Here is an 18,296-nt window from a genome sequence, read left to right as displayed (position 1 = left end):
AATACATTTATTATTATAACAACATTCGTATTCAAACGAAACTAAACAGCCAATCACCGATAAGCTATCGGCAATTGGCTGTATAAAAGGTGTTTTGATCCCTGTCTCAAAAACGGGGGTCAGTCCCAGACGGCAGGGCGGTTTTTTATTTTTATTTGGAAGAAGACTCTGTTTCATTCTCCTTCACACGGTCAAGCGCCATTTCATATGCGTCATTTCCATAATTTAAGCATCGTTTCACTCGGGAAATGGTCGCTGTAGAAGCGCCTGTTTCTGTTTCAATTTTATGATACGTGTTTCCTTCGCGGAGCATACGCGCCACTTCAAGGCGCTGAGCCAGCGATTGAATTTCGTTAATTGTGCAAAGATCATCGAAGAACCGATAACATTCCTCCAGGTCTTTCAGCGATAAGATCGAGTTAAATAACTGGTCCAGTTCTTTGCCGCGTAATTTATCGATTTGCATCGTTACACACCTTCTCCTTTACTAATGGAAGCCGCATCGAGATCAGGCACGATATTTATCCATGTCTTTCCTGGCACAAACGGCAGCCATTTGCCGTCTTTCACCGGCACAATTCTTCCGTTTACATTTTTCCAGTCTGCTTCAATGACGTTTCCGTGCTGAAACAGCAGACCTTTACCCCCTGATTCTATGTCGATGTCACGCCTTCCATCTTGGTCAATAATATGATGGCTGGCTTCAACAATGAAAATATTTTGCATTGCAACCGGCTTTCCGGTCTCCCGGTCTGTCGTCATGACACCATCAGAGCTTCTCGTATAAGCTTCAGTTTTTTTATCATAGTTGTATTCGACAAGATTTGTAACGTTTTTTGTTCCATAATCTACCCGAATATTATAAGATTCATTTACAGGTTTTGCATCTGATGTTTGAAACAGCATTGGATCTGTTTTCTGCTTGAGCTCATATCCCTTTTGTTCCGCCGCCTTTTTTATGTACTGATAAGACGTGAAGGAATTGTGGGGCGGTTCGCTGAAATCAGCTCTCCAAAATAAGCTTCCGTCAAAATCCAATCCGTTCATATAATCGGCAGCTCCGGATTCCAGCTGCTCCTTGGCGCCGGGACTCCACCCGTGATGGACAAATATGCTGTCAAAACCGTTGCTGAGAGTGACGAAATATTCCCGCGCACTCCGCACAGGTCCGACAGTTTCAGGCATCTGGCTTTGAAAAATGGCCAGAAACCTTGTAATTTGACCTTCGGCAAGCGCTTCTATGACAATGTCGGCTTTAGACAGTCCTGATTGCGGCCTCGCCTTCGGGTGATTGTTCACCATGACAGCAACAGGCCTGCGTTCAGTCACCTTCTGCTCAGTCTCCAGTCCCGTCAAAGGAGCTTTCAGCTTCTTTGTGTGATCAGGGACAGCGTCCTTCTGCTGGCAGGATACTAGCAGGAAAAACGCGAAACACAGTACGCAAACTGTCATCCATTTTTTCATATGTCGGCTCCCCGCTCTTTTATATTTTAACGCATTATCGATGGAAAGAGTACAGTTTTTTTCATCACGTCGAAGATTCCTCTTGGCGTAATGCGTATATACGGGAGGTGCGTGCTTTGCAAAAAGAGTAGCGTATAAACCGGATCACAATACTCATAGCCTCTTTCAGTCAAAAGATCTCTCAGCTTCTGTTCCTTTTCCAGCACGATGTCATACGATTCCGAAGAAGCGCATCCGCACAGTGAAAGCGGAATTTCGTGAAGGATTTTTCCGTTTTCCGCAAGCACAATTCCCCCGCCGATTTCTTTCATGCGGGAGAAAGCAAGCAGCATATCCGCTTTGTTTTTTCCGATCGCGACAATGTCACCCGTCGTCGTAAAGGAGCTCACAAACCCCAGCACACTTGACGCAAATCCTTTTATCATCGTATTAACGCGCCATTTCCCATGTCTGTCAAGCATCGTTAAATAACTTTCATCATGGTCAAATGAAAGCTGTTCGACCGAGTTGTCGATCTCAATCATATACGGCTCCATAATCACCGCATTCCGCATTTTTACGCCCATCGGCATGGAAAACTGCAAATCATCCATCGTCATATCATATGAAAGCTCAAGCGGGACAAGACCGCCTTTGTTCCAGTTCGTATGTGGAAACGCATTCATATCACGGCCGTCTTCACGCAGAATCTTGCCTTTTGACAGAACGGTTACCGGATTCGGCTGCAACGGGTCCTCAAGGATATTCAGTGACGCAAGTCTTCCCGGCCCGACAACGCCTAAATAATCATCCATTTGGTAATACTTTGCGATATTAAAGGATGCCATATTGTATGCATCGATTGCCGGAACCCCTTCTTCCAGCGCAATTCGGATGAGCTCGTTTGTCATGCCGCCTTTATAGAAATTAGGCGTTGCGCCGTCTGTTGTGTAAAAAAAGTGGTCGTAGTAGCGGAAACCCTTTTCATGAAGCTCCTGCAATATGTTTCTTAAATCAGGGCGAATGGACGAATTGCGAAGTGATACATAATAGCCCAGTTCCAGCCTTCTCATCACTTCATCACCTGTCATGGCTTCATGATCACAATCCGCTCCGAACAGCTTCATTTTTGTAAGCGTTTTATCTGAAGCGCCGGGAAAATGCCCTTCTATGCGTTTCCGCTGTTTTTTTGTGGCCTGCATACAGTGAAGCATTAAATCATCGCCATCTACAAGACGCGGCCAGCCTGTCATTTCTCCGCCTTGAATGACATCCGGATGTTCAATCCACTGCTTTCTGACGTCAAACGGAAGAACGTGATCCTCGTTCAAAACCTCGGTCTGCAGGTCATACCGTGACCACCAAAAATACTGAACCGGAAGCTTTTTGAGCTCGTTCAAAATAGTAAGCGCTTTCTTTTTTCCGCTTTGCAAAAGCAAAAATAAGTTATCATTTACGAATGTCGTTGTACCGTACTGAGACACATATTCCGCCAGCGTTTGGGGATTATATATTTGAAAAGGATGTGCGTGCGGTTCGATATAGCCAGGCACAATGTATTTTCCTTCACAATCAATCGTATGAATTTCTTCGGTTCTATCCGGAAGTTCATGACCAACATAAACAATACGGTCCTGATAAATCCAAATGTTTTTTTTCAGCCATTGTTTTACATATGGATTTAAGACGAGAGCATTCCGTAAAAGGAGCGTTGGAAGCAGCTTAGAGTCTACAACATCAACCTGTGCCCTGATGTCTTTGTTTTTCCAGTTAAAGGTGCGTTCGGACATTCACATACTCTCCTTTACATGTATTAGACTCATGTTATCACATCCTTCTCCATCACGCACGATAAAAACGTTACAAATTTTTGAAGGTTCGATTAAAAAACTTTTTTAAGTAAAAGGAGCAGATTTCATGAAACCAAACATCAGTCTCATCAATGCCGTCTTCCGTATCGCCTGCGGACTGACAATTATGTCAGCTGCCAGCGCCAAGTATACGAAAAAACCTTGGTGCAGAATGCATCTGTTCTGCATCTTTATCGGCGCCATGAAGGCAGGTTCAGGCATACTGCGTTTCTGCCCTGTGACCTATATGTTTCAAAACAGCTCTGGTGAAAACCATGGACAGGATCATCAAGAATCGTAAGCAAAAAAGCATGATCATAAAACGTGATCATGCTTTTTCTCAGTATATCTCTTTGTCTTCATATAGAAAAAACCAACAGCCGCAAACGCAGCCGGATACAAGAGAGCCCAGCCGCTAAATAAGTAGATCACTGTACAAAGAAGAAGCGCCCCCAAAGCCATCCACCAGCCCGAATCCTTCCAGTTCAGCAGCTTCAGCGCTGCCGCCATTGTGCATATGTAAGATGCGATGAATGCTGAGCTTGGTCCTTTCAGGAGCGTTGTCAGATCAATTTGAAATATGCCGTTTGCCATAAGAACGAAACCAAACACGAAAGCCAGCGCTGTTAATACACGGACAGGTGTATGTTTTGTATAACTGAGCTTTCCGAAATACCCGGGAATATGACCTTCTCTCGCCAACGCATAGACCATTCTTGAAAACCCTGCAATGTTGGCATGAATGGTGGCGAATGTAATAAAAAGAGCTAAACAAGTCGTTACATATACCCCAATATCCCCCGCGCCTTTTGATATGAGCATCGTCAGAGATGCGATTTCTCCTTTTTCTCCGTATGCATGAGTGCCCACAGTGACAAACGACAGCATGATATACAGCACAGCCACACAAGCTGCCGCCAAGAATAAACTGATTGGAACATCCTTTTCCGGTTGTGTAAACTCTTCAGCTAACGGGGTAATCATTTCCCAGCCTACAAAAGAAAAAAAGATGATGACAGAAACAGAACCCGCGGCAAACCAGCCATGCGGCAGAAAAGGCTTAAATTCAGCTGCGTTTACGTGTGGCAGTGAAACAGCAACAGAAATGACAAGCAGCAGCAGAATGACACAGATGACGAGTATGCTGATGTTTGCTGATAATTGAATGCCCCTGATATGAAGCCAAATGGAGATCGCCAGCATACTTGCTGCAATGAAAGCAATCTGCCAACCCGAAGCCTGTGTGACGTAGCTGACATAATGTGCGCCAGTCAAAGCGATCACTGGCACACCGATCGGAACCGATCCCAGCATGATCCAGCCCAACATAGCTCCGGCTTTTGGCCGAAAAGCTAGCTGTACATAAGCCGTGATCCCTCCCGCGCTTGGCGCCATTCTGACAAGGCGCGCCAGTGTGCCGACGAGCAGAAATGATAAGAAAGACATAAATCCCCAAACCAATACAGAAGCGGGACCGGCGGCATCAGCCGTGACAGACGGAAGGATTAAGATCCCGCAGCCTAATACGGCCCCGATCGTTAATGCCGCTCCTTGAACCCAAGTAATCGAACGCTGCAATTCCGGCAAAATGATTGCCTCCTTTCATGTTGATGGCTTAATTATAGAAAAAAACAAACGGCACCCATATGCTACAATTAAGCTAAATCAACAACATTTCCTCATAATAAAAGGAATTCTCACCAATTCACTTAAACATATAAAGGAGCAATACCAATGGACGATACAGACCTACAGATTCTTTCGCATTTGCAGCAAAATGCCAGATTAACGATGGTTGAATTAGGAAAGCTTGTCGGACTCAGCTCTCCGAGTGCGGCGGAACGTGTCAGAAAGCTTGAGGACAAAGGGGTCATTACCGGGTACAGCGCTGATATCTGTTATGAAAAGCTAAACAAACATGTCACTGCTTTTATCCTGATGGAGCCGAAAAGCTGCAAACACTACGCCGCCTTTGCCGCAGCTCACCCCGATGTGGCAGAGAACCACCGGATTACAGGTATGTACAGCTATGTGACAAAAGTGGTGACGGAATCTGTGCATAGTCTAGAAGATTTTATAGACGCTTCAATGGCCCACGGAAAACCGACCACGCTTGTTGTGCTTTCTTCTTCCGCTTTCCGGCATGCTTTTGTATAACTAAAAACCCGCAGCACAATCTGCGGGTTTTTCTTCACTTTATTTTTGGGCAGCCTTCAGAGCTCGGGCTCCGATATCTTTTCTGAAAAACAGGCCGGGTTTGATGATCTCATCAACGGCTTTGTACACTCTGTCTCGTGCCGCTTCAAACGTTTCATCAAAAGCGGTCACATTGGCGACACGGCCGCCGTTTGTGACGAACTCTTCACCTTCTGCTTTCGTTCCGGCATGGAAGACGACAACTTGATCAGCATTTGCTGTCAGGCTGCCAATCGGCGTGCCTTTTGCATAGCTTTCAGGATAGCCTTCTGAAGCAAGCACGACACTGACTGCCGCCGTATCCTTCCATCTCAAGTCAACTTCCTTATCATCTAAAAGATCAAGAAGCACTTGTACCAGATCAGATTCCATACGAGGAAGCACAACCTGCGTTTCCGGGTCACCGAAGCGGGCATTAAATTCAATGACCTTCGACCCATTCGCAGTGAGCATCAGTCCCGCGTACAAAACGCCTGTGAAGGAGCGACCTTCTTGAACCATTGCTTTTGCGGCTGGCTTGACGATCGTTTCTACAGCATGACGCACGGTGTCTTCCGAAATTTGCGGAACAGGAGAGTAAGCGCCCATTCCTCCTGTATTCGGCCCTTTGTCACCATCAAACGCGCGTTTATGATCCTGGGCAATGACCATCGGATATACCTTTTCTCCTTTGACAAATGCCATGAGGGAAAACTCTTCGCCGGAAAGAAATTCTTCAATCACGACAGATGCGCTCGCATCACCGAATTTTTCATCTTCAAGAAAATCATGCAGACACGCGATGGCTTCTTCTTCCGTCATCGCAACGGTTACGCCTTTTCCAGCCGCCAGTCCATCCGCTTTAATGACAATCGGAGCGCCTTTTTCCTGCACATAAGCCTTGGCTTTTTCAAAGGATGTAAACGTGTCGTATTCTGCGGTCGGAATGTCGTATTTCTTCATTAAATCCTTTGCAAACTGCTTGCTTCCTTCGATGATCGCAGCGGCTTTTGACGGACCGAACACACGAAGACCGACTTTTTCGAACTCGTCAACAAGGCCTTCAATTAAAGGAACCTCAGGCCCGACAATGGTCAGCCCGACCTGATTTTCTTTTGCAAATGAGACAAGCCCGGCGTGGTCGCTTTCCTCAATGTTTACAAGCTGTGCAGAAGATGCCATGCCGTCATTTCCCGGAGCGACAAATACCGTATCAACAAGGCTGCTTTGCGCCACCTTCCATGCCAGCGTATGCTCTCTTCCGCCTTTACCGATAATTAATACATTCACGTCGTTTTCATCCCCTTAATGTTTGAAGTGTCTGATGCCGGTGAATACCATGGCAATGCCGTACTCGTCCGCTTTTTTAATGGAATCCCCGTCACGGATAGATCCGCCTGGCTGGATGATAGCTGTAACGCCCGCTTTTGCCGCTTCTTCGACTGTATCCGGCATTGGGAAATATGCATCTGATCCGAGTGCGCTGCCTTTCGCTTTTTCTCCGGCCTGCTCGATTGCGATTTTCGCTGATCCGACGCGGTTCATTTGTCCGGCTCCTACACCTACTGTCATGTTATCTTTTGCGAGAACAATCGCATTGGATTTCACATGTTTCACGACTTTCCAAGCAAGCTTCAAATCTTCCCACTCTTGCTCGTTCGGCTCTCTTTTTGTCGGAATGCTGATCTCAGCATCATTAAAGCCGTGCATATCTAAATCTTGAATCAGCAAACCGCCTTGTACAGATGTCAGCTGTTTTTCTTTTTGAACGGCAGCTTTCACATCAAGTGTCAGCAGACGGAGATTTTTCTTCGCTGTCAGGATATCAAGCGCTTCTTGGCTGAATGAAGGCGCAATGATGATTTCTAAGAAAATATGATGAAGCGCTTCGGCTGTTGCCTTGTCCACTTCACGGTTCAACGCGATAATGCCGCCGAAGATCGATGTTTTATCTGCTTCGAACGCTCTGTCAAACGCTTCTGCGATCGTTTCGCCAGTTCCCACCCCGCACGGATTCATATGCTTCACAGCAACCGCAGCAGGCTCAGTGAATTCACGAACAATTTGAACAGCTGCGTCCGCGTCTTTAATGTTGTTGTAAGAAAGCTCTTTGCCGTGCAGCTGTTCTGCTTGCGCAATAGATCCTTTGACAGGAAGCGCGCTTTGGTAGAATGTGGCTTCTTGATGAGGATTTTCCCCATAACGAAGCGATTGTTTTTTCTCAAACGTAACGGTGAATTGCTCTGGTTCTTTTTCACCGACAACATTTGTCAGATATTCAGCGATCAGCGCGTCATATGCCGCAGTGTGGCGGAATACTTTTGCCGCCAGCTCGCGTTTTTTCTGAAGCGAAACATCGCCTTCTTCTTTGATTTGATTCAGAACAGGGCTGTAATCCGCTGGGTCAACGATAACCGTCACATCCTGATGGTTTTTCGATGCCGCACGCAGCATGCCAGGTCCGCCGATATCAATGTTTTCAATAGCCTCTTCGTACGTCACATTCTCTTTAGAAATCGTTTCTTTAAATGGATAGAGGTTGACGACAACCAGGTCAATTGGCGCAATGCCGTGTTCATTGATCTGCGCCATATGCTCTTCGTTGCCGCGAACTGCGAGAAGACCGCCGTGAATATTCGGATGAAGCGTTTTTAAGCGCCCATCCATAATTTCCGGAAAACCTGTCACTTCAGAAATTCCGATGACATCAACACCGTTTTCTTGAAGAAGCTTTTTTGTGCCGCCGGTTGAAATAACTTCAACGCCAAGCTCTGTCAGTTCTTTTACGAAAGGAACAAGATTTGTTTTATCTGAAACACTGATTAGTGCGCGTTTAATGGTCATGCCTTTTCACCTCTGTTATTTAATCCTAATAGCTCTTTAATCACACTCGGATACCATTTGTGCTCAAGCTTGTGAATGTGATGTTCGATGGTTTCTAATGTATCATCTTCGGTAATTTCAATTGCCTTTTGAGCGATGATCGGCCCTGTATCCATTCCTTCATCGACATAATGAACCGTAATCCCGGCAACCTTCACACCTGCCCGGTATGCCTGTCCGACTGCATCTATTCCAGGGAAAGCGGGAAGAAGGGAAGGATGGATGTTGATGATTTTTCCTCCGTATGCCTGAAGCAGCGTATCACCGATCAGTCTCATATAGCCGGCGAGAACGATCAATTCTGCTTCATGAAGATGAAGCTGTTCAATAATGGCCCGTTCAAATGCGGCCTTGTTTTCATAAGACTTCGGCTCAAATGCAAAGGATGGAATCTGGAATCTTTCCGCCCGCTCGATGACTTTTGCCTGCGGCTTATCGCAAACGAGGAGCGAAACGGCTGCATCCCAGTTCTCCTCTTTCAAACGCGTGACGATGGCTTCAAAGTTTGAGCCGTTTCCGGATGCAAATACCGCAAACTTTTTCATGAAAGTGCAGCACCGCCGAATGTAACGCCTTCACCATGTTTCACTCGCCCGATCAAATAGGCTTTTTCGCCGTGGCTTTCAAGCGTTCCGATGACTTCGGTGAGATGTTCTTCTTTTACTGCAAGAACAAATCCGATGCCCATATTAAAGACGTTAAACATGTCTTCTTCTTTCAGCTTGCCATGTTCCTGCAAGAAAGAGAAGATCGGCGGGATCGGCCAAGAGCCGTGATCGATTTCCGCACTTAAGCCTTCAGGAAGCATACGCGGAAGATTTTCGATAAATCCGCCGCCTGTTACGTGCGCCATTCCATCAATGAATCCGCTTTTCACAGCCGCAAGCACAGGCTTCACGTAAATTCTTGTCGGCTCAAGCAGTTCTTCGCCGAGCGGGCGTTCAAACGGCGCATACGTTTTGTCGAGATCAAGCTCTGCATCGTCCAGAAGCACCTTTCTCACAAGGGAAAAGCCGTTGCTGTGAAGGCCGCTGGAGCTCAGACCGATTAAAAGGTGGCCTTCCTTGATGTTTTCGCCGGTCACGATTTCATCCTTTTCCGCCACACCAACCGAGAAACCTGCAATATCGTATTCATCAGCTGTATATAATCCAGGCATTTCAGCGGTTTCTCCGCCGACCAAGGCTGAACCTGATTGCTCACAGCCATCCGCAACACCTTGTACGATCTGCTCGATTTTCACAGGGTCCGCTTTGCCGACCGCTAAATAGTCGAGAAAAAAGAGCGGCTCCGCACCTTGCGCAAGCACGTCATTGACACACATTGCAACAGCGTCTACACCAATCGTGTTATGTTTATCCATGGAAAAAGCCAGCTTTAATTTTGTGCCGACACCGTCTGTTCCCGAAATTAAAACAGGTTTCTGATAAGAAAGCTCAGACAAATCAAACATGCCGCCAAAGCCGCCAAGGCTGCCCATAACGCCAAGCCTTTTCGTGCGCTCCACATGTTTTTTCATCCGTTTTACAGCTTCATATCCGGCTTCGATGTCAACTCCTGCGTTTTTATATGCTTCAGACATCCTATTCACTCCTTTAAGGCGCTTTTCAAAATATCTCTCCGAACAAGGGCAGAAAGAGAAAGGCAGCCAAACTGCGCTGCCTTTATGTCATTTTCAAGTTTTATTTGGTTAACACCGCTTCTTTTACATGAGGAAGCACAGTGTCCTGATAAATTTCAGTCGGATATTTCCCTGTAAAGCAAGCAAGACATTGCCCGCAATTCGAGTCTTCGTATTTTCTGCCGATTCCTTTCAGCAGCCCTTCGACACTCAAAAATGAGAGAGTGTCGGCTCCGATTTCCTGACGGATTTCTTCAACCGAGTGGGAAGACGCGATCAGCTCTTCATGTGTGGACGTATCAATGCCGTAAAAGCACGGATGAGCGATCGGCGGCGAACTGATTTTCACATGCACTTCTGTCGCACCCGCTTCTCTGAGCATCGTTACGATCCGGCGGCTTGTTGTTCCGCGCACGATGGAGTCATCCACCATAACGACGCGTTTCCCTTCTACAACACCGCGCACCGCAGAAAGCTTCATTCTGACGCCCTGCTCACGAAGAGCCTGAGACGGCTGAATAAACGTTCTGCCCACATAACGGTTTTTGATTAACCCAAGCTCGTACGGGATGCCTGTTGCTTCCGCGTAGCCGATCGCCGCTGAAATACTGGAATCCGGAACGCCTGTCACGACATCAGCTTCAACCGCTGATTCCTGAGCGAGCATTTTTCCAAGGCTTTTACGTGCACTGTGCACGTTAATGCCGTCAATATTGCTGTCAGGTCTTGAGAAATAAATGTACTCCATGCTGCAAATGGAACGGTTGATATTCATGGAGAAGCGCTCTGATTTCATGCCATCATCATTGATAATCAGCATTTCTCCCGGCTCCACCTCACGAAGGTACGTCGCACCGACGACATCAAATGCGCATGTTTCTGAAGCGACGACATAAGCGTCTCCCATCATGCCGATTGACAGCGGTCTAAGCCCGTTCGGGTCAAGCGCGACGATCATTTCTGTTTCAGTCATGATCAGGAACGCGTAGGCGCCTTTCAGCATAGAAAGCGAGTTTTTAATCTGATCCTTCAGTGTGAAGTGGCCGCTTCTTTTGATCAGGTGAGCCAAAACCTCTGTATCCGAAGAAGTCTGGAAGATGCTCCCTTGATTTTCAAGCTGCTGCTTCAGCTGAGTGGCATTCACCAAGTTTCCGTTATGGGCAAGCGCCAGGCTGCCGTTGTTTTGAGAGCGGAAGAGGAGCGGCTGAACATTTTCATATCCGCCGCCGCCAGCCGTTGCGTACCGAACGTGCCCAATTGCGCCTTTCCCCTTTACTTTGCTAAGCTCACCGTTTTGAAAAACTTCAGTGATCAGCCCTTGGCCTTTATGTGCCGTCAGCTTTTCACCGTCAGTCGCCACAATGCCCGCGCCCTCCTGTCCTCTGTGCTGGAGGCTGTGAAGGCCGTAATACGTGATTTGCGGGGCTTCTTCATGCCCCCAAATCCCAAAAACGCCGCATTCTTCATTTAAGCCTTTGATTTCAGCAAGCATGGGATAGCTCCTTTCCACGCGCGTTCAAGCTCTTTTGTCTGCGCGTGAATCAATTGTTGTCCGTCTTGGTTTTGAACGCTCAGAAGTCCGTCAGCTGTTACCTCACCGATATGAACCGCATCTTGTACAGCTGCTTCAAACGCTGCTTGATGTTCTTTTTTCACAGAAACGACGAAGCGAGATTGAGATTCAGAGAATAATAACGCTGCTTCCCCTTCAACAGTCACGTTAGCGCCAAGGTTTTCCGTCGTCATGACACTTTCAGCAATCGCTACGCCTAAGCCGCCTTCAGATACATCGTGTGCTGATTGAACAAAGCCTTGTTTGATCGCGTCAAGCAGTGCCTTTTGGCGTGCCTGTTCTACATCTAGATCGATTTGCGGCGCTTTGCCGTAAATGCGGCCTTCTGTCATTTTTTGCAGCTCGCTTCCGGCAAACTCAGGTTTTGTTTCGCCGATGACGTACACGAGGTCGCCCGCTTGTTTGAAATACTGCGTTGTGATGTGTGCTGTATCTTCAATTAAACCGACCATGCCGATCACAGGTGTCGGGTAGATCGCCGTGCCGTTTGATTCGTTGTAAAGCGATACGTTTCCGCCGATCACAGGTGTGCTGAGAACGTTGCACGCCTCACTGATGCCGTCAGCCGCTTTTTCAATCTGCCAGAAAATTTCCGGCTTCTCCGGGTTTCCAAAGTTCAGGTTATCTGTAACCGCAAGCGGTTCTGCACCTGAGCAAACGATGTTGCGCGCCGCTTCAGCGACAGCGATTTTTCCGCCGACCTCTGGATCAAGGTAGAGATAACGGGCGTTACAGTCAGTTGTCATCGCCAGCGCCTTTTTCGTTCCGCGGATTCTGAGAACACCCGCATCAGACCCAGGGGCCACAACCGTATTCGTCCGCACCATGTAGTCATACTGGTCGTAAACCCACTCTTTGCTTGCGATCGTCGGCTGCTGCAGGAGCGCCTTCAGTGTTTCATTCGCATCGTCAATTTGAGGAGCCGGGACATCCGTCTCTAAAAATTCACGGTAGTAAGCAGGCTCTTGAGAAGGCTTGTGGTAAACGGGCGCCTCTTCTGCCAAAGCATCAACAGGGAGCTCGCATACAACCTCACCTTTATGTGTCAGGCGCAGCAGTTTATCATCTGTTACACGTCCGACAGAAACCGCTTCAAGATCATACTTGTCAAAAATATCGATGATTTCCTGCTCACGTCCGCGCTCGATAACAAGCAGCATCCGTTCCTGTGATTCAGAAAGCATCATTTCATAAGCAGTCATGCCTGTTTCACGCTGCGGAATCAAGTCAAGATTCATTTCAATGCCTGAACCCGCTTTACTTGCCATTTCCGCGCTTGAGCTGGTCAGACCGGCAGCTCCCATATCCTGAATGCCGACTAACGCATCGCATTGGATGACTTCCAGACATGCTTCAAGCAAAAGCTTCTCCATAAACGGATCGCCGACTTGGACAGCAGAACGCTTTTCTTCAGACGAGTCTGACATTTCTTCAGAAGCAAACGTAGCGCCGTGAATTCCGTCCCGCCCTGTTTTTGCGCCGACGTACATGACCGTGTTGCCGACACCCTTTGCCTGGCCTTTTTTGATGTCTTCATGATTGATTAATCCGACGCACATTGCGTTGACAAGCGGATTTCCTTCATAGCTGCTGTCAAATTGCACTTCGCCGCCGACTGTCGGGATTCCGATGCAGTTCCCGTATCCGGCGATACCCGCTACTACTTCTTCAAACAAGTACTTCACGCGCGGTGAAGTCAGTTCACCAAATCGAAGAGAGTTTAATACAGCGATAGGACGCGCACCCATTGAAAAGACATCACGGATTATGCCGCCTACGCCAGTCGCAGCGCCTTGGTACGGTTCGATGGCTGATGGATGGTTATGCGATTCAATTTTGAACACAACCGCTTGGTTATCACCGATATCAACGATTCCGGCGCCTTCACCCGGACCTTGCAGCACGCGTTCGCCGCTTGTCGGGAATTTACGCAAAATCGGCTTTGAGTTCTTGTAGCTGCAATGCTCTGACCACATGACAGAAAAAATTCCGATTTCTGTGTAGTTCGGCAATCTGCCAAGAATGGATTCAATCAATGCAAACTCATCATCACTGACACCCATTTGCTGATAGATTTTCTCTTCTTTAATTTGTTCTTTACTTGGTTCAAGCAGTAGTGACATGAGTTTCCCTCCAATTTTTCACGATAGACTGAAACAATTTAAGACCGTCGGCGCTTCCAAGCAGTTCATCGACCGCGCGCTCCGGATGAGGCATCATGCCTAATACATTTCCTTTTTCATTTACAACACCGGCAATATCGCTGACACTTCCGTTAATATCGCAACCGTATGTGAAAGCAATTTGATTGTTTTCTTTTAATGAAGCAAGCGTTTCGTCATCACAGTAGAAATTCCCTTCACCGTGGGCAACCGGAATCGTAATCGTTTGGCCCTTTTCATAGGAAGAGGTGAATAATGTTTCGTCGTTCTGCACGATTAATTCAACCGGACGGCAAATGAACTTCAAGTCTTTGTTGCGTCTCATTGCACCTGGCAGAAGGCCAAGCTCCTGTAAAATCTGAAATCCGTTGCAGACGCCGAGAACAGGTTTTCCTTCAGCCGCTGCCTGTTTTACAGCTGGCATAATATTCGCAAAACGGGCGATGGCGCCGCATCTCAAGTAATCTCCGTAAGAAAAACCTCCCGGAATTAACACCCCGTCAAAGCCGTCAAGGCTTGTTTCCTCGTGCCAGACGTATTCCACATCATGACCGAGTTCGTCCTTTACAGCGTGAAACATATCGATATCACAGTTAGAGCCAGGTAACACAATCACCGCAAATTTCACTGTGCGACTACCTCCTCAACCTCGTATCTGTAATCTTCAATCACTGTATTCGCAAGAAGTTTTTCGCACATTTCTTTGACTAGCACGTCAAGATCACGGTCAGACTTTTCGATTGTTAGCTCCATGTATTTCCCGATGCGCACGTCGGCGACTTCCTTGTAAGACATACTGTGCAAGGCATGCTGGACAGCGCTCCCTTGTGGATCCAATACACTTTCTTTTAAGCTGACATAAACTTTTACTTTATACATGATGAATGCCTCCCAGTCTTTTGAAAATCTCTTCGTATGCGTCGGTTAAGCTTCCCAGATTGCGTCTGAATAAATCTTTGTCCAGCTTTTCGTTCGTGTCTTTATCCCACAAGCGGCATGTGTCAGGTGAAATTTCATCCGCCAAAAGCACTTTCCCGTCTGCATCTAAACCGAATTCAAGCTTGAAATCTATTAATCTGACGTGACAATCGTCAAAAATGCTTTGAAGCTCTTCATTTACTGTTTTTGTAATGGACTTAATGGTTTCTACCTGTTCAGGAGTCGCCGCTTTCAGCAGCCAAACATGATCTTCTGTGATGAGCGGATCACCCAGCGCGTCATCCTTGTAGTAAAACTCGATAATCGGCTGTTCAAGCTTCGTGCCTTCTGGAATGCCGAGACGTTTGGACATGCTTCCTGCCACAACATTTCTGACAACGACTTCCAGCGGCACAATCGTTACCTTTTTAATGAGCTGCTCTGTTTCCGAAATGCGCTCGATAAAGTGGTTGTTAACCCCTTTTTCGTGAAGCTGTTTGAAAATCAGGCTTGAGATCTCATTGTTTAAGCGCCCTTTGCCGCTGATTTCCGCCTTTTTTTCTCCGTTAAAGGCAGTTGCAGAATCTTTATACACCACATACAGCGTGTTTTCGTCGTCGGTTTTGTAAATCTTTTTCGCTTTTCCTTCATATAAAAGTTCATTCTTCGCAATATTCACGGAAGGCCTCCTAACCCGAATGTTGGGAATTTTCAAACTAAGGCGGCACGGAAGAAGCCGCCTAAAAGCTTCTTCTATGCTAAACCTAAACGTTCAAAGATCAGATCCACATTTTTCAGATGGTAGTTGTAATCAAAGCAGTCAGCAATTTTTTCCGGAGAAAGACGGGAAGTGATTTTCTCTTCCGCTTCCACAAGCTCACGGAACGGTACTTGCTTTTCCCAGGCCTCCATTGCTTTCGGCTGCACTGTGTCATAAGCTTCTTCACGAGTCAGGCCCGTGTCAATCAATGCCAGCAGCACGCGCTGTGAGTAGATCAGCCCCAATGTGCGGTCCATGTTGCGCTTCATGTTTTCCGGGAAGACCGTTAAGTTCTTCACGATGTTGGAGAAGCGGTTCAGCATGTAATTCAGCGCGATTGTCGCATCCGGAAGAATAATCCGTTCCGCTGAAGAATGAGAAATATCGCGCTCATGCCATAACGGAACATTTTCGTAAGCTGTCATCATGTAGCCGCGAATGACACGCGCTATACCTGTCATGTTTTCAGAACCGATCGGATTCCGTTTATGCGGCATAGCTGATGAACCTTTTTGCCCTTTCGCAAAAAATTCCTCGACCTCGCGTGTTTCACTCTTTTGCAGTCCGCGAATTTCAACCGCGAATTTCTCAATGCTTGTCGCAATCAAAGCAAGTGTCGCCATATAATCAGCATGGCGGTCACGCTGAAGCGTTTGTGTTGAAATCGGTGCGGCTTTCAGGCCGAGTTTCTCACAAACATACTGCTCTACAAACGGATCAATGTTCGCATATGTGCCGACAGCACCGGAAATCTTACCAACCTCGATGCCTTCCTTCGCTTGTTTAAAGCGTTCCAGATTGCGTTTCATTTCTTCGTGCCAAAGCGCCAGTTTTAAACCAAATGTTGTAGGCTCTGCGTGTACGCCGTGTGTACGGCCCATCATGACTGTGTATTTATGTTCTTTCGCTTTTTCTTTTATAATGTCAACAAATCTCTCAAGGTCCTTGAGCAGAATGTCATTTGCCTGTTTTAATAAGTAAGAAAGAGCGGTATCTACGACGTCAGTTGACGTTAAGCCGTAATGCACCCATTTTCTTTCTTCGCCCAGTGATTCGGATACAGCGCGCGTAAAAGCAACTACGTCATGGCGCGTGTCCTGTTCGATTTCTAATATGCGGTTGATGTCAAATGACGCGTTTTCGCGCATCAGCTTTACGTCTTCTTTTGGAATAACGCCAAGCTCCGCCCACGCTTCACAGGCAAGAATTTCAACCTCTAACCATGCTTGAAATCTGTTTTCATCCGTCCAAATCGCGGACATTTCAGGTCTTGAATAACGTTCGATCATTCTGCTTGTCCTCCGTCTCTATTTCTCCATTTATTTGTGATCTCCTGAATCCATTCGTCTTCAGGCTGCTTCATAAAAGTAATATGCCCCATTTTGCGGCCTTTTTTGATTTCATGTTTTCCGTATACATAAAGCTTTGCTTCTTTTAAAAGCTCTGGCTCTTCCTCTGGGATCTTCACTTCATCGCCGAGAAGATTCACCATCATGCCAGGCTTCAGCAGCTCCGTTTTTCCAAGCGGAAGGCCGCAGACCGCTCTGATATGCTGTTCAAACTGGCTTGTTTCGCAAAGATCCAGCGTGTAATGTCCTGAATTGTGCGGTCTTGGCGCCAGTTCATTAACCAAAAGCTCATCGCCCTCTGTCAGGAACATTTCAACAGCAAGCGGTCCGACAAGGTTCAGCTCATCTGCGAGCTTAACGGCCAGCTCAGCAGCCTTTTCCTGAATCCTTTCTTCAACCCGTGCAGGCACGATACTTTGGAACAGAATATTATTGTGGTGAATGTTTTCTGCGGCCGGGAACGTCGAAATCTCTCCGTTTACCGATCTGACAACAATCACGGACAGTTCCATTTTAAAAGAAACCCAGCTTTCGAGAATGCAGGTTCCGTGCTCTAAAAGAGCCGAAGCCTCTTCTATTTGTGACGCTTCCTTGATGACAAATTGGCCTTTGCCGTCATATCCGCCGCGGCATGTTTTCAGCACTGCGGGAAGCCCCAGCGACTGAACCGCCTCTTTCAGCTCACCCTTTGTTTTGACGATGCGGTAAGGTGCAACTTCACAGCCCGCGGATTGAATCGCTTTTTTCTCTGTTTCACGGTTTTGGGTAATGAGCAGCAGCTCACTTCCTTGCGGGAGATACGCATGACCTTTCAGCCAATGCAGCGCATCATAATCGATGTTTTCAAACTCATACGTGATAATATCGCTGATCTCAGCCAATTTCCGAATCGCTTCGCGGTCGTTGTATGAAGCGGTGATTTCAATATCCGCGACCTGCCCGCACGGCGAGTCTTTTACCGGATCGACGACCGCGACTTTATACCCCATTTGTTTTGCGGAGACAGCCATCATTTTTCCAAGCTGTCCGCCGCCGATAATGCCGATGACGGCTCCCGGATAGATGATTTGATTAGACAAGCTGATCACTGCTTTCTAACACTGTTTGTTTTGTATTTTCTCTTCTTTCATCTAACTTTCTGGCCAGATCCTCGTCAAAAGCTGACAAAATTTGCGCCGCTAACAGACCTGCGTTCACAGCGCCCGCTTTTCCGATGGCTGTTGTGGCAACTGGCACGCCTCCAGGCATTTGCACGATGGAAAGAAGTGAATCGAGTCCGTTCAGCGCCTTGGATTGAACCGGAACGCCGATGACCGGCAGCGTCGTTTTAGCAGCTGTCATCCCCGGCAGGTGCGCCGCTCCTCCAGCACCGGCGATAATCACCTTGATGCCTCTATCTCTGGCCGTTTCAGCGTATTCAAACATGAAATCAGGCGTCCGGTGAGCGGAAACCACCTTCTTTTCGTACGGCACTCCAAGTTCTTCAAGTATGTCGCATGCGTTTTTCATTGTCTCCCAATCGGAAGTGCTTCCCATGATGATTCCTACTAGCGGCTGCATTC

At 47.2% G+C, this 18,296-nt stretch carries 19 protein-coding genes; 3 read left to right on the top strand and 16 right to left on the bottom strand.

What is annotated here, in order from left to right:
• Nucleotides 1–86, top strand: an 86-nt coding sequence (locus tag WA325_RS18930; RefSeq protein WP_134980913.1) for an IS3 family transposase, incomplete at its 5' end; no start/stop codon positions are given.
• A 65-nt stretch (nt 87–151) separates the two neighbouring features.
• Here the strand turns inward: WA325_RS18930 and WA325_RS18925 are convergent.
• The 3 genes from WA325_RS18925 to WA325_RS18915 are packed head-to-tail and all read right to left on the bottom strand — an operon-like array spanning nt 152 to nt 3,233.
• Complete coding sequence (locus WA325_RS18925; protein ID WP_014479070.1) at nt 152–466, bottom strand: YerC/YecD family TrpR-related protein; 315 nt, start codon at nt 464–466, stop codon at nt 152–154.
• A gap of 2 nt (nt 467–468) precedes the next feature.
• A complete protein-coding gene (locus tag WA325_RS18920; RefSeq protein WP_202853384.1) occupies nt 469–1,464 on the bottom strand; it encodes a DUF3048 domain-containing protein in 996 nt (331 codons plus the stop codon).
• 26 nt (nt 1,465–1,490) lie between these two features.
• Nucleotides 1,491–3,233 (bottom strand): adenine deaminase, encoded by a 1,743-nt coding sequence (locus WA325_RS18915; RefSeq protein ID WP_336184084.1) that lies wholly within the window; start codon nt 3,231–3,233, stop codon nt 1,491–1,493.
• 127 nt (nt 3,234–3,360) lie between these two features.
• Here WA325_RS18915 and WA325_RS18910 point away from each other — a divergent pair, with 127 nt between their 5' ends.
• On the top strand, nt 3,361–3,594 hold the full coding sequence (locus tag WA325_RS18910; protein WP_105991280.1) for a YgaP family membrane protein: 234 nt from the start codon (nt 3,361–3,363) through the stop codon (nt 3,592–3,594).
• 14 nt (nt 3,595–3,608) lie between these two features.
• Here WA325_RS18910 and WA325_RS18905 read toward each other — a convergent pair whose 3' ends face one another.
• Entirely contained in the window at nt 3,609–4,883 is a 1,275-nt protein-coding gene (locus WA325_RS18905; protein WP_336184085.1) for an APC family permease, read from the bottom strand.
• Between the two features lie 144 nt (nt 4,884–5,027).
• Between WA325_RS18905 and WA325_RS18900 the strand changes: the two genes are divergently transcribed.
• Nucleotides 5,028–5,450 (top strand): Lrp/AsnC family transcriptional regulator, encoded by a 423-nt coding sequence (locus WA325_RS18900; RefSeq protein ID WP_024120450.1) that lies wholly within the window; start codon nt 5,028–5,030, stop codon nt 5,448–5,450.
• A 39-nt stretch (nt 5,451–5,489) separates the two neighbouring features.
• On the opposite strand, the gene purD is transcribed toward WA325_RS18900, so the two are convergent.
• From purD to purE, 12 genes are all read right to left on the bottom strand, one after another.
• The gene (gene purD, locus WA325_RS18895) at nt 5,490–6,758 is read right to left on the bottom strand and encodes a phosphoribosylamine--glycine ligase (protein WP_336184083.1); all 1,269 of its coding nucleotides are present in this window, start codon (nt 6,756–6,758) and stop codon (nt 5,490–5,492) included.
• A 15-nt stretch (nt 6,759–6,773) separates the two neighbouring features.
• Nucleotides 6,774–8,312: a bifunctional phosphoribosylaminoimidazolecarboxamide formyltransferase/IMP cyclohydrolase gene (gene purH, locus WA325_RS18890; protein ID WP_336184082.1), complete on the bottom strand. Its 1,539-nt coding sequence runs from the start codon at nt 8,310–8,312 to the stop codon at nt 6,774–6,776.
• Nucleotides 8,309–8,896 carry a phosphoribosylglycinamide formyltransferase gene (gene purN / locus WA325_RS18885; protein WP_059293371.1) on the bottom strand — a complete coding sequence of 196 codons (588 nt, stop codon included), beginning with the start codon at nt 8,894–8,896 and terminating at the stop codon, nt 8,309–8,311. The genes purH and purN overlap by 4 nt, the downstream gene beginning before the upstream one ends.
• Entirely contained in the window at nt 8,893–9,933 is a 1,041-nt protein-coding gene (gene purM, locus WA325_RS18880) for a phosphoribosylformylglycinamidine cyclo-ligase (RefSeq protein ID WP_336184081.1), read from the bottom strand. Before purM ends, purN begins: the two co-directional genes overlap by 4 nt.
• Before the next feature lie 100 nt (nt 9,934–10,033).
• Nucleotides 10,034–11,464, bottom strand: a complete 1,431-nt coding sequence (gene purF, locus WA325_RS18875) for an amidophosphoribosyltransferase (protein ID WP_024120445.1) — start codon at nt 11,462–11,464, stop codon at nt 10,034–10,036.
• Nucleotides 11,440–13,668, bottom strand: coding sequence for a phosphoribosylformylglycinamidine synthase subunit PurL (purL, locus tag WA325_RS18870; RefSeq protein ID WP_227599322.1), 2,229 nt, complete (start codon nt 13,666–13,668; stop codon nt 11,440–11,442). Before purL ends, purF begins: the two co-directional genes overlap by 25 nt.
• Nucleotides 13,652–14,335 (bottom strand): phosphoribosylformylglycinamidine synthase subunit PurQ, encoded by a 684-nt coding sequence (gene purQ / locus WA325_RS18865; RefSeq protein WP_202853377.1) that lies wholly within the window; start codon nt 14,333–14,335, stop codon nt 13,652–13,654. The genes purL and purQ overlap by 17 nt, the downstream gene beginning before the upstream one ends.
• Nucleotides 14,332–14,586 (bottom strand): phosphoribosylformylglycinamidine synthase subunit PurS, encoded by a 255-nt coding sequence (gene purS, locus WA325_RS18860; protein ID WP_010333246.1) that lies wholly within the window; start codon nt 14,584–14,586, stop codon nt 14,332–14,334. The genes purQ and purS overlap by 4 nt, the downstream gene beginning before the upstream one ends.
• The gene (gene purC / locus WA325_RS18855) at nt 14,579–15,304 is read right to left on the bottom strand and encodes a phosphoribosylaminoimidazolesuccinocarboxamide synthase (RefSeq protein ID WP_202853376.1); all 726 of its coding nucleotides are present in this window, start codon (nt 15,302–15,304) and stop codon (nt 14,579–14,581) included. The genes purS and purC overlap by 8 nt, the downstream gene beginning before the upstream one ends.
• A 74-nt stretch (nt 15,305–15,378) precedes the next feature.
• A complete protein-coding gene (gene purB / locus WA325_RS18850) occupies nt 15,379–16,674 on the bottom strand; it encodes an adenylosuccinate lyase (RefSeq protein WP_105954733.1) in 1,296 nt (431 codons plus the stop codon).
• A complete protein-coding gene (gene purK, locus WA325_RS18845) occupies nt 16,671–17,813 on the bottom strand; it encodes a 5-(carboxyamino)imidazole ribonucleotide synthase (RefSeq protein ID WP_105954732.1) in 1,143 nt (380 codons plus the stop codon). The genes purB and purK overlap by 4 nt, the downstream gene beginning before the upstream one ends.
• Entirely contained in the window at nt 17,806–18,294 is a 489-nt protein-coding gene (gene purE, locus WA325_RS18840; protein ID WP_326325456.1) for a 5-(carboxyamino)imidazole ribonucleotide mutase, read from the bottom strand. The genes purK and purE overlap by 8 nt, the downstream gene beginning before the upstream one ends.
• Nucleotides 18,295–18,296: the final 2 nt, after the last annotated feature.

This window comes from Bacillus sp. 205(2023), from assembly GCF_037027485.1.
In the GTDB taxonomy this organism is placed as follows: domain Bacteria; phylum Bacillota; class Bacilli; order Bacillales; family Bacillaceae; genus Bacillus; species Bacillus halotolerans.
Note: the sequence above shows the minus strand (reverse complement) of the source record. Positions and strands in the feature narration are given on the sequence as shown.

What these genes read in the sequence shown, in the direction of transcription:
- WA325_RS18900 (WP_024120450.1), top strand. Translation starts at nt 5,028, where the DNA reads ATGGACGATACAGACCTACAGATTCTTTCGCATTTGCAGCAAAATGCC.
- purS (WP_010333246.1), bottom strand. Translation starts at nt 14,586, where the DNA reads ATGTATAAAGTAAAAGTTTATGTCAGCTTAAAAGAAAGTGTATTGGAT.
- purL (WP_227599322.1), bottom strand. Translation starts at nt 13,668, where the DNA reads ATGTCACTACTGCTTGAACCAAGTAAAGAACAAATTAAAGAAGAGAAA.
- purN (WP_059293371.1), bottom strand. Translation starts at nt 8,896, where the DNA reads ATGAAAAAGTTTGCGGTATTTGCATCCGGAAACGGCTCAAACTTTGAA.
- purM (WP_336184081.1), bottom strand. Translation starts at nt 9,933, where the DNA reads ATGTCTGAAGCATATAAAAACGCAGGAGTTGACATCGAAGCCGGATAT.
- purE (WP_326325456.1), bottom strand. Translation starts at nt 18,294, where the DNA reads ATGCAGCCGCTAGTAGGAATCATCATGGGAAGCACTTCCGATTGGGAG.
- purF (WP_024120445.1), bottom strand. Translation starts at nt 11,464, where the DNA reads ATGCTTGCTGAAATCAAAGGCTTAAATGAAGAATGCGGCGTTTTTGGG.
- WA325_RS18910 (WP_105991280.1), top strand. Translation starts at nt 3,361, where the DNA reads ATGAAACCAAACATCAGTCTCATCAATGCCGTCTTCCGTATCGCCTGC.
- WA325_RS18915 (WP_336184084.1), bottom strand. Translation starts at nt 3,233, where the DNA reads ATGTCCGAACGCACCTTTAACTGGAAAAACAAAGACATCAGGGCACAG.
- WA325_RS18920 (WP_202853384.1), bottom strand. Translation starts at nt 1,464, where the DNA reads ATGAAAAAATGGATGACAGTTTGCGTACTGTGTTTCGCGTTTTTCCTG.
- purB (WP_105954733.1), bottom strand. Translation starts at nt 16,674, where the DNA reads ATGATCGAACGTTATTCAAGACCTGAAATGTCCGCGATTTGGACGGAT.
- WA325_RS18925 (WP_014479070.1), bottom strand. Translation starts at nt 466, where the DNA reads ATGCAAATCGATAAATTACGCGGCAAAGAACTGGACCAGTTATTTAAC.
- purH (WP_336184082.1), bottom strand. Translation starts at nt 8,312, where the DNA reads ATGACCATTAAACGCGCACTAATCAGTGTTTCAGATAAAACAAATCTT.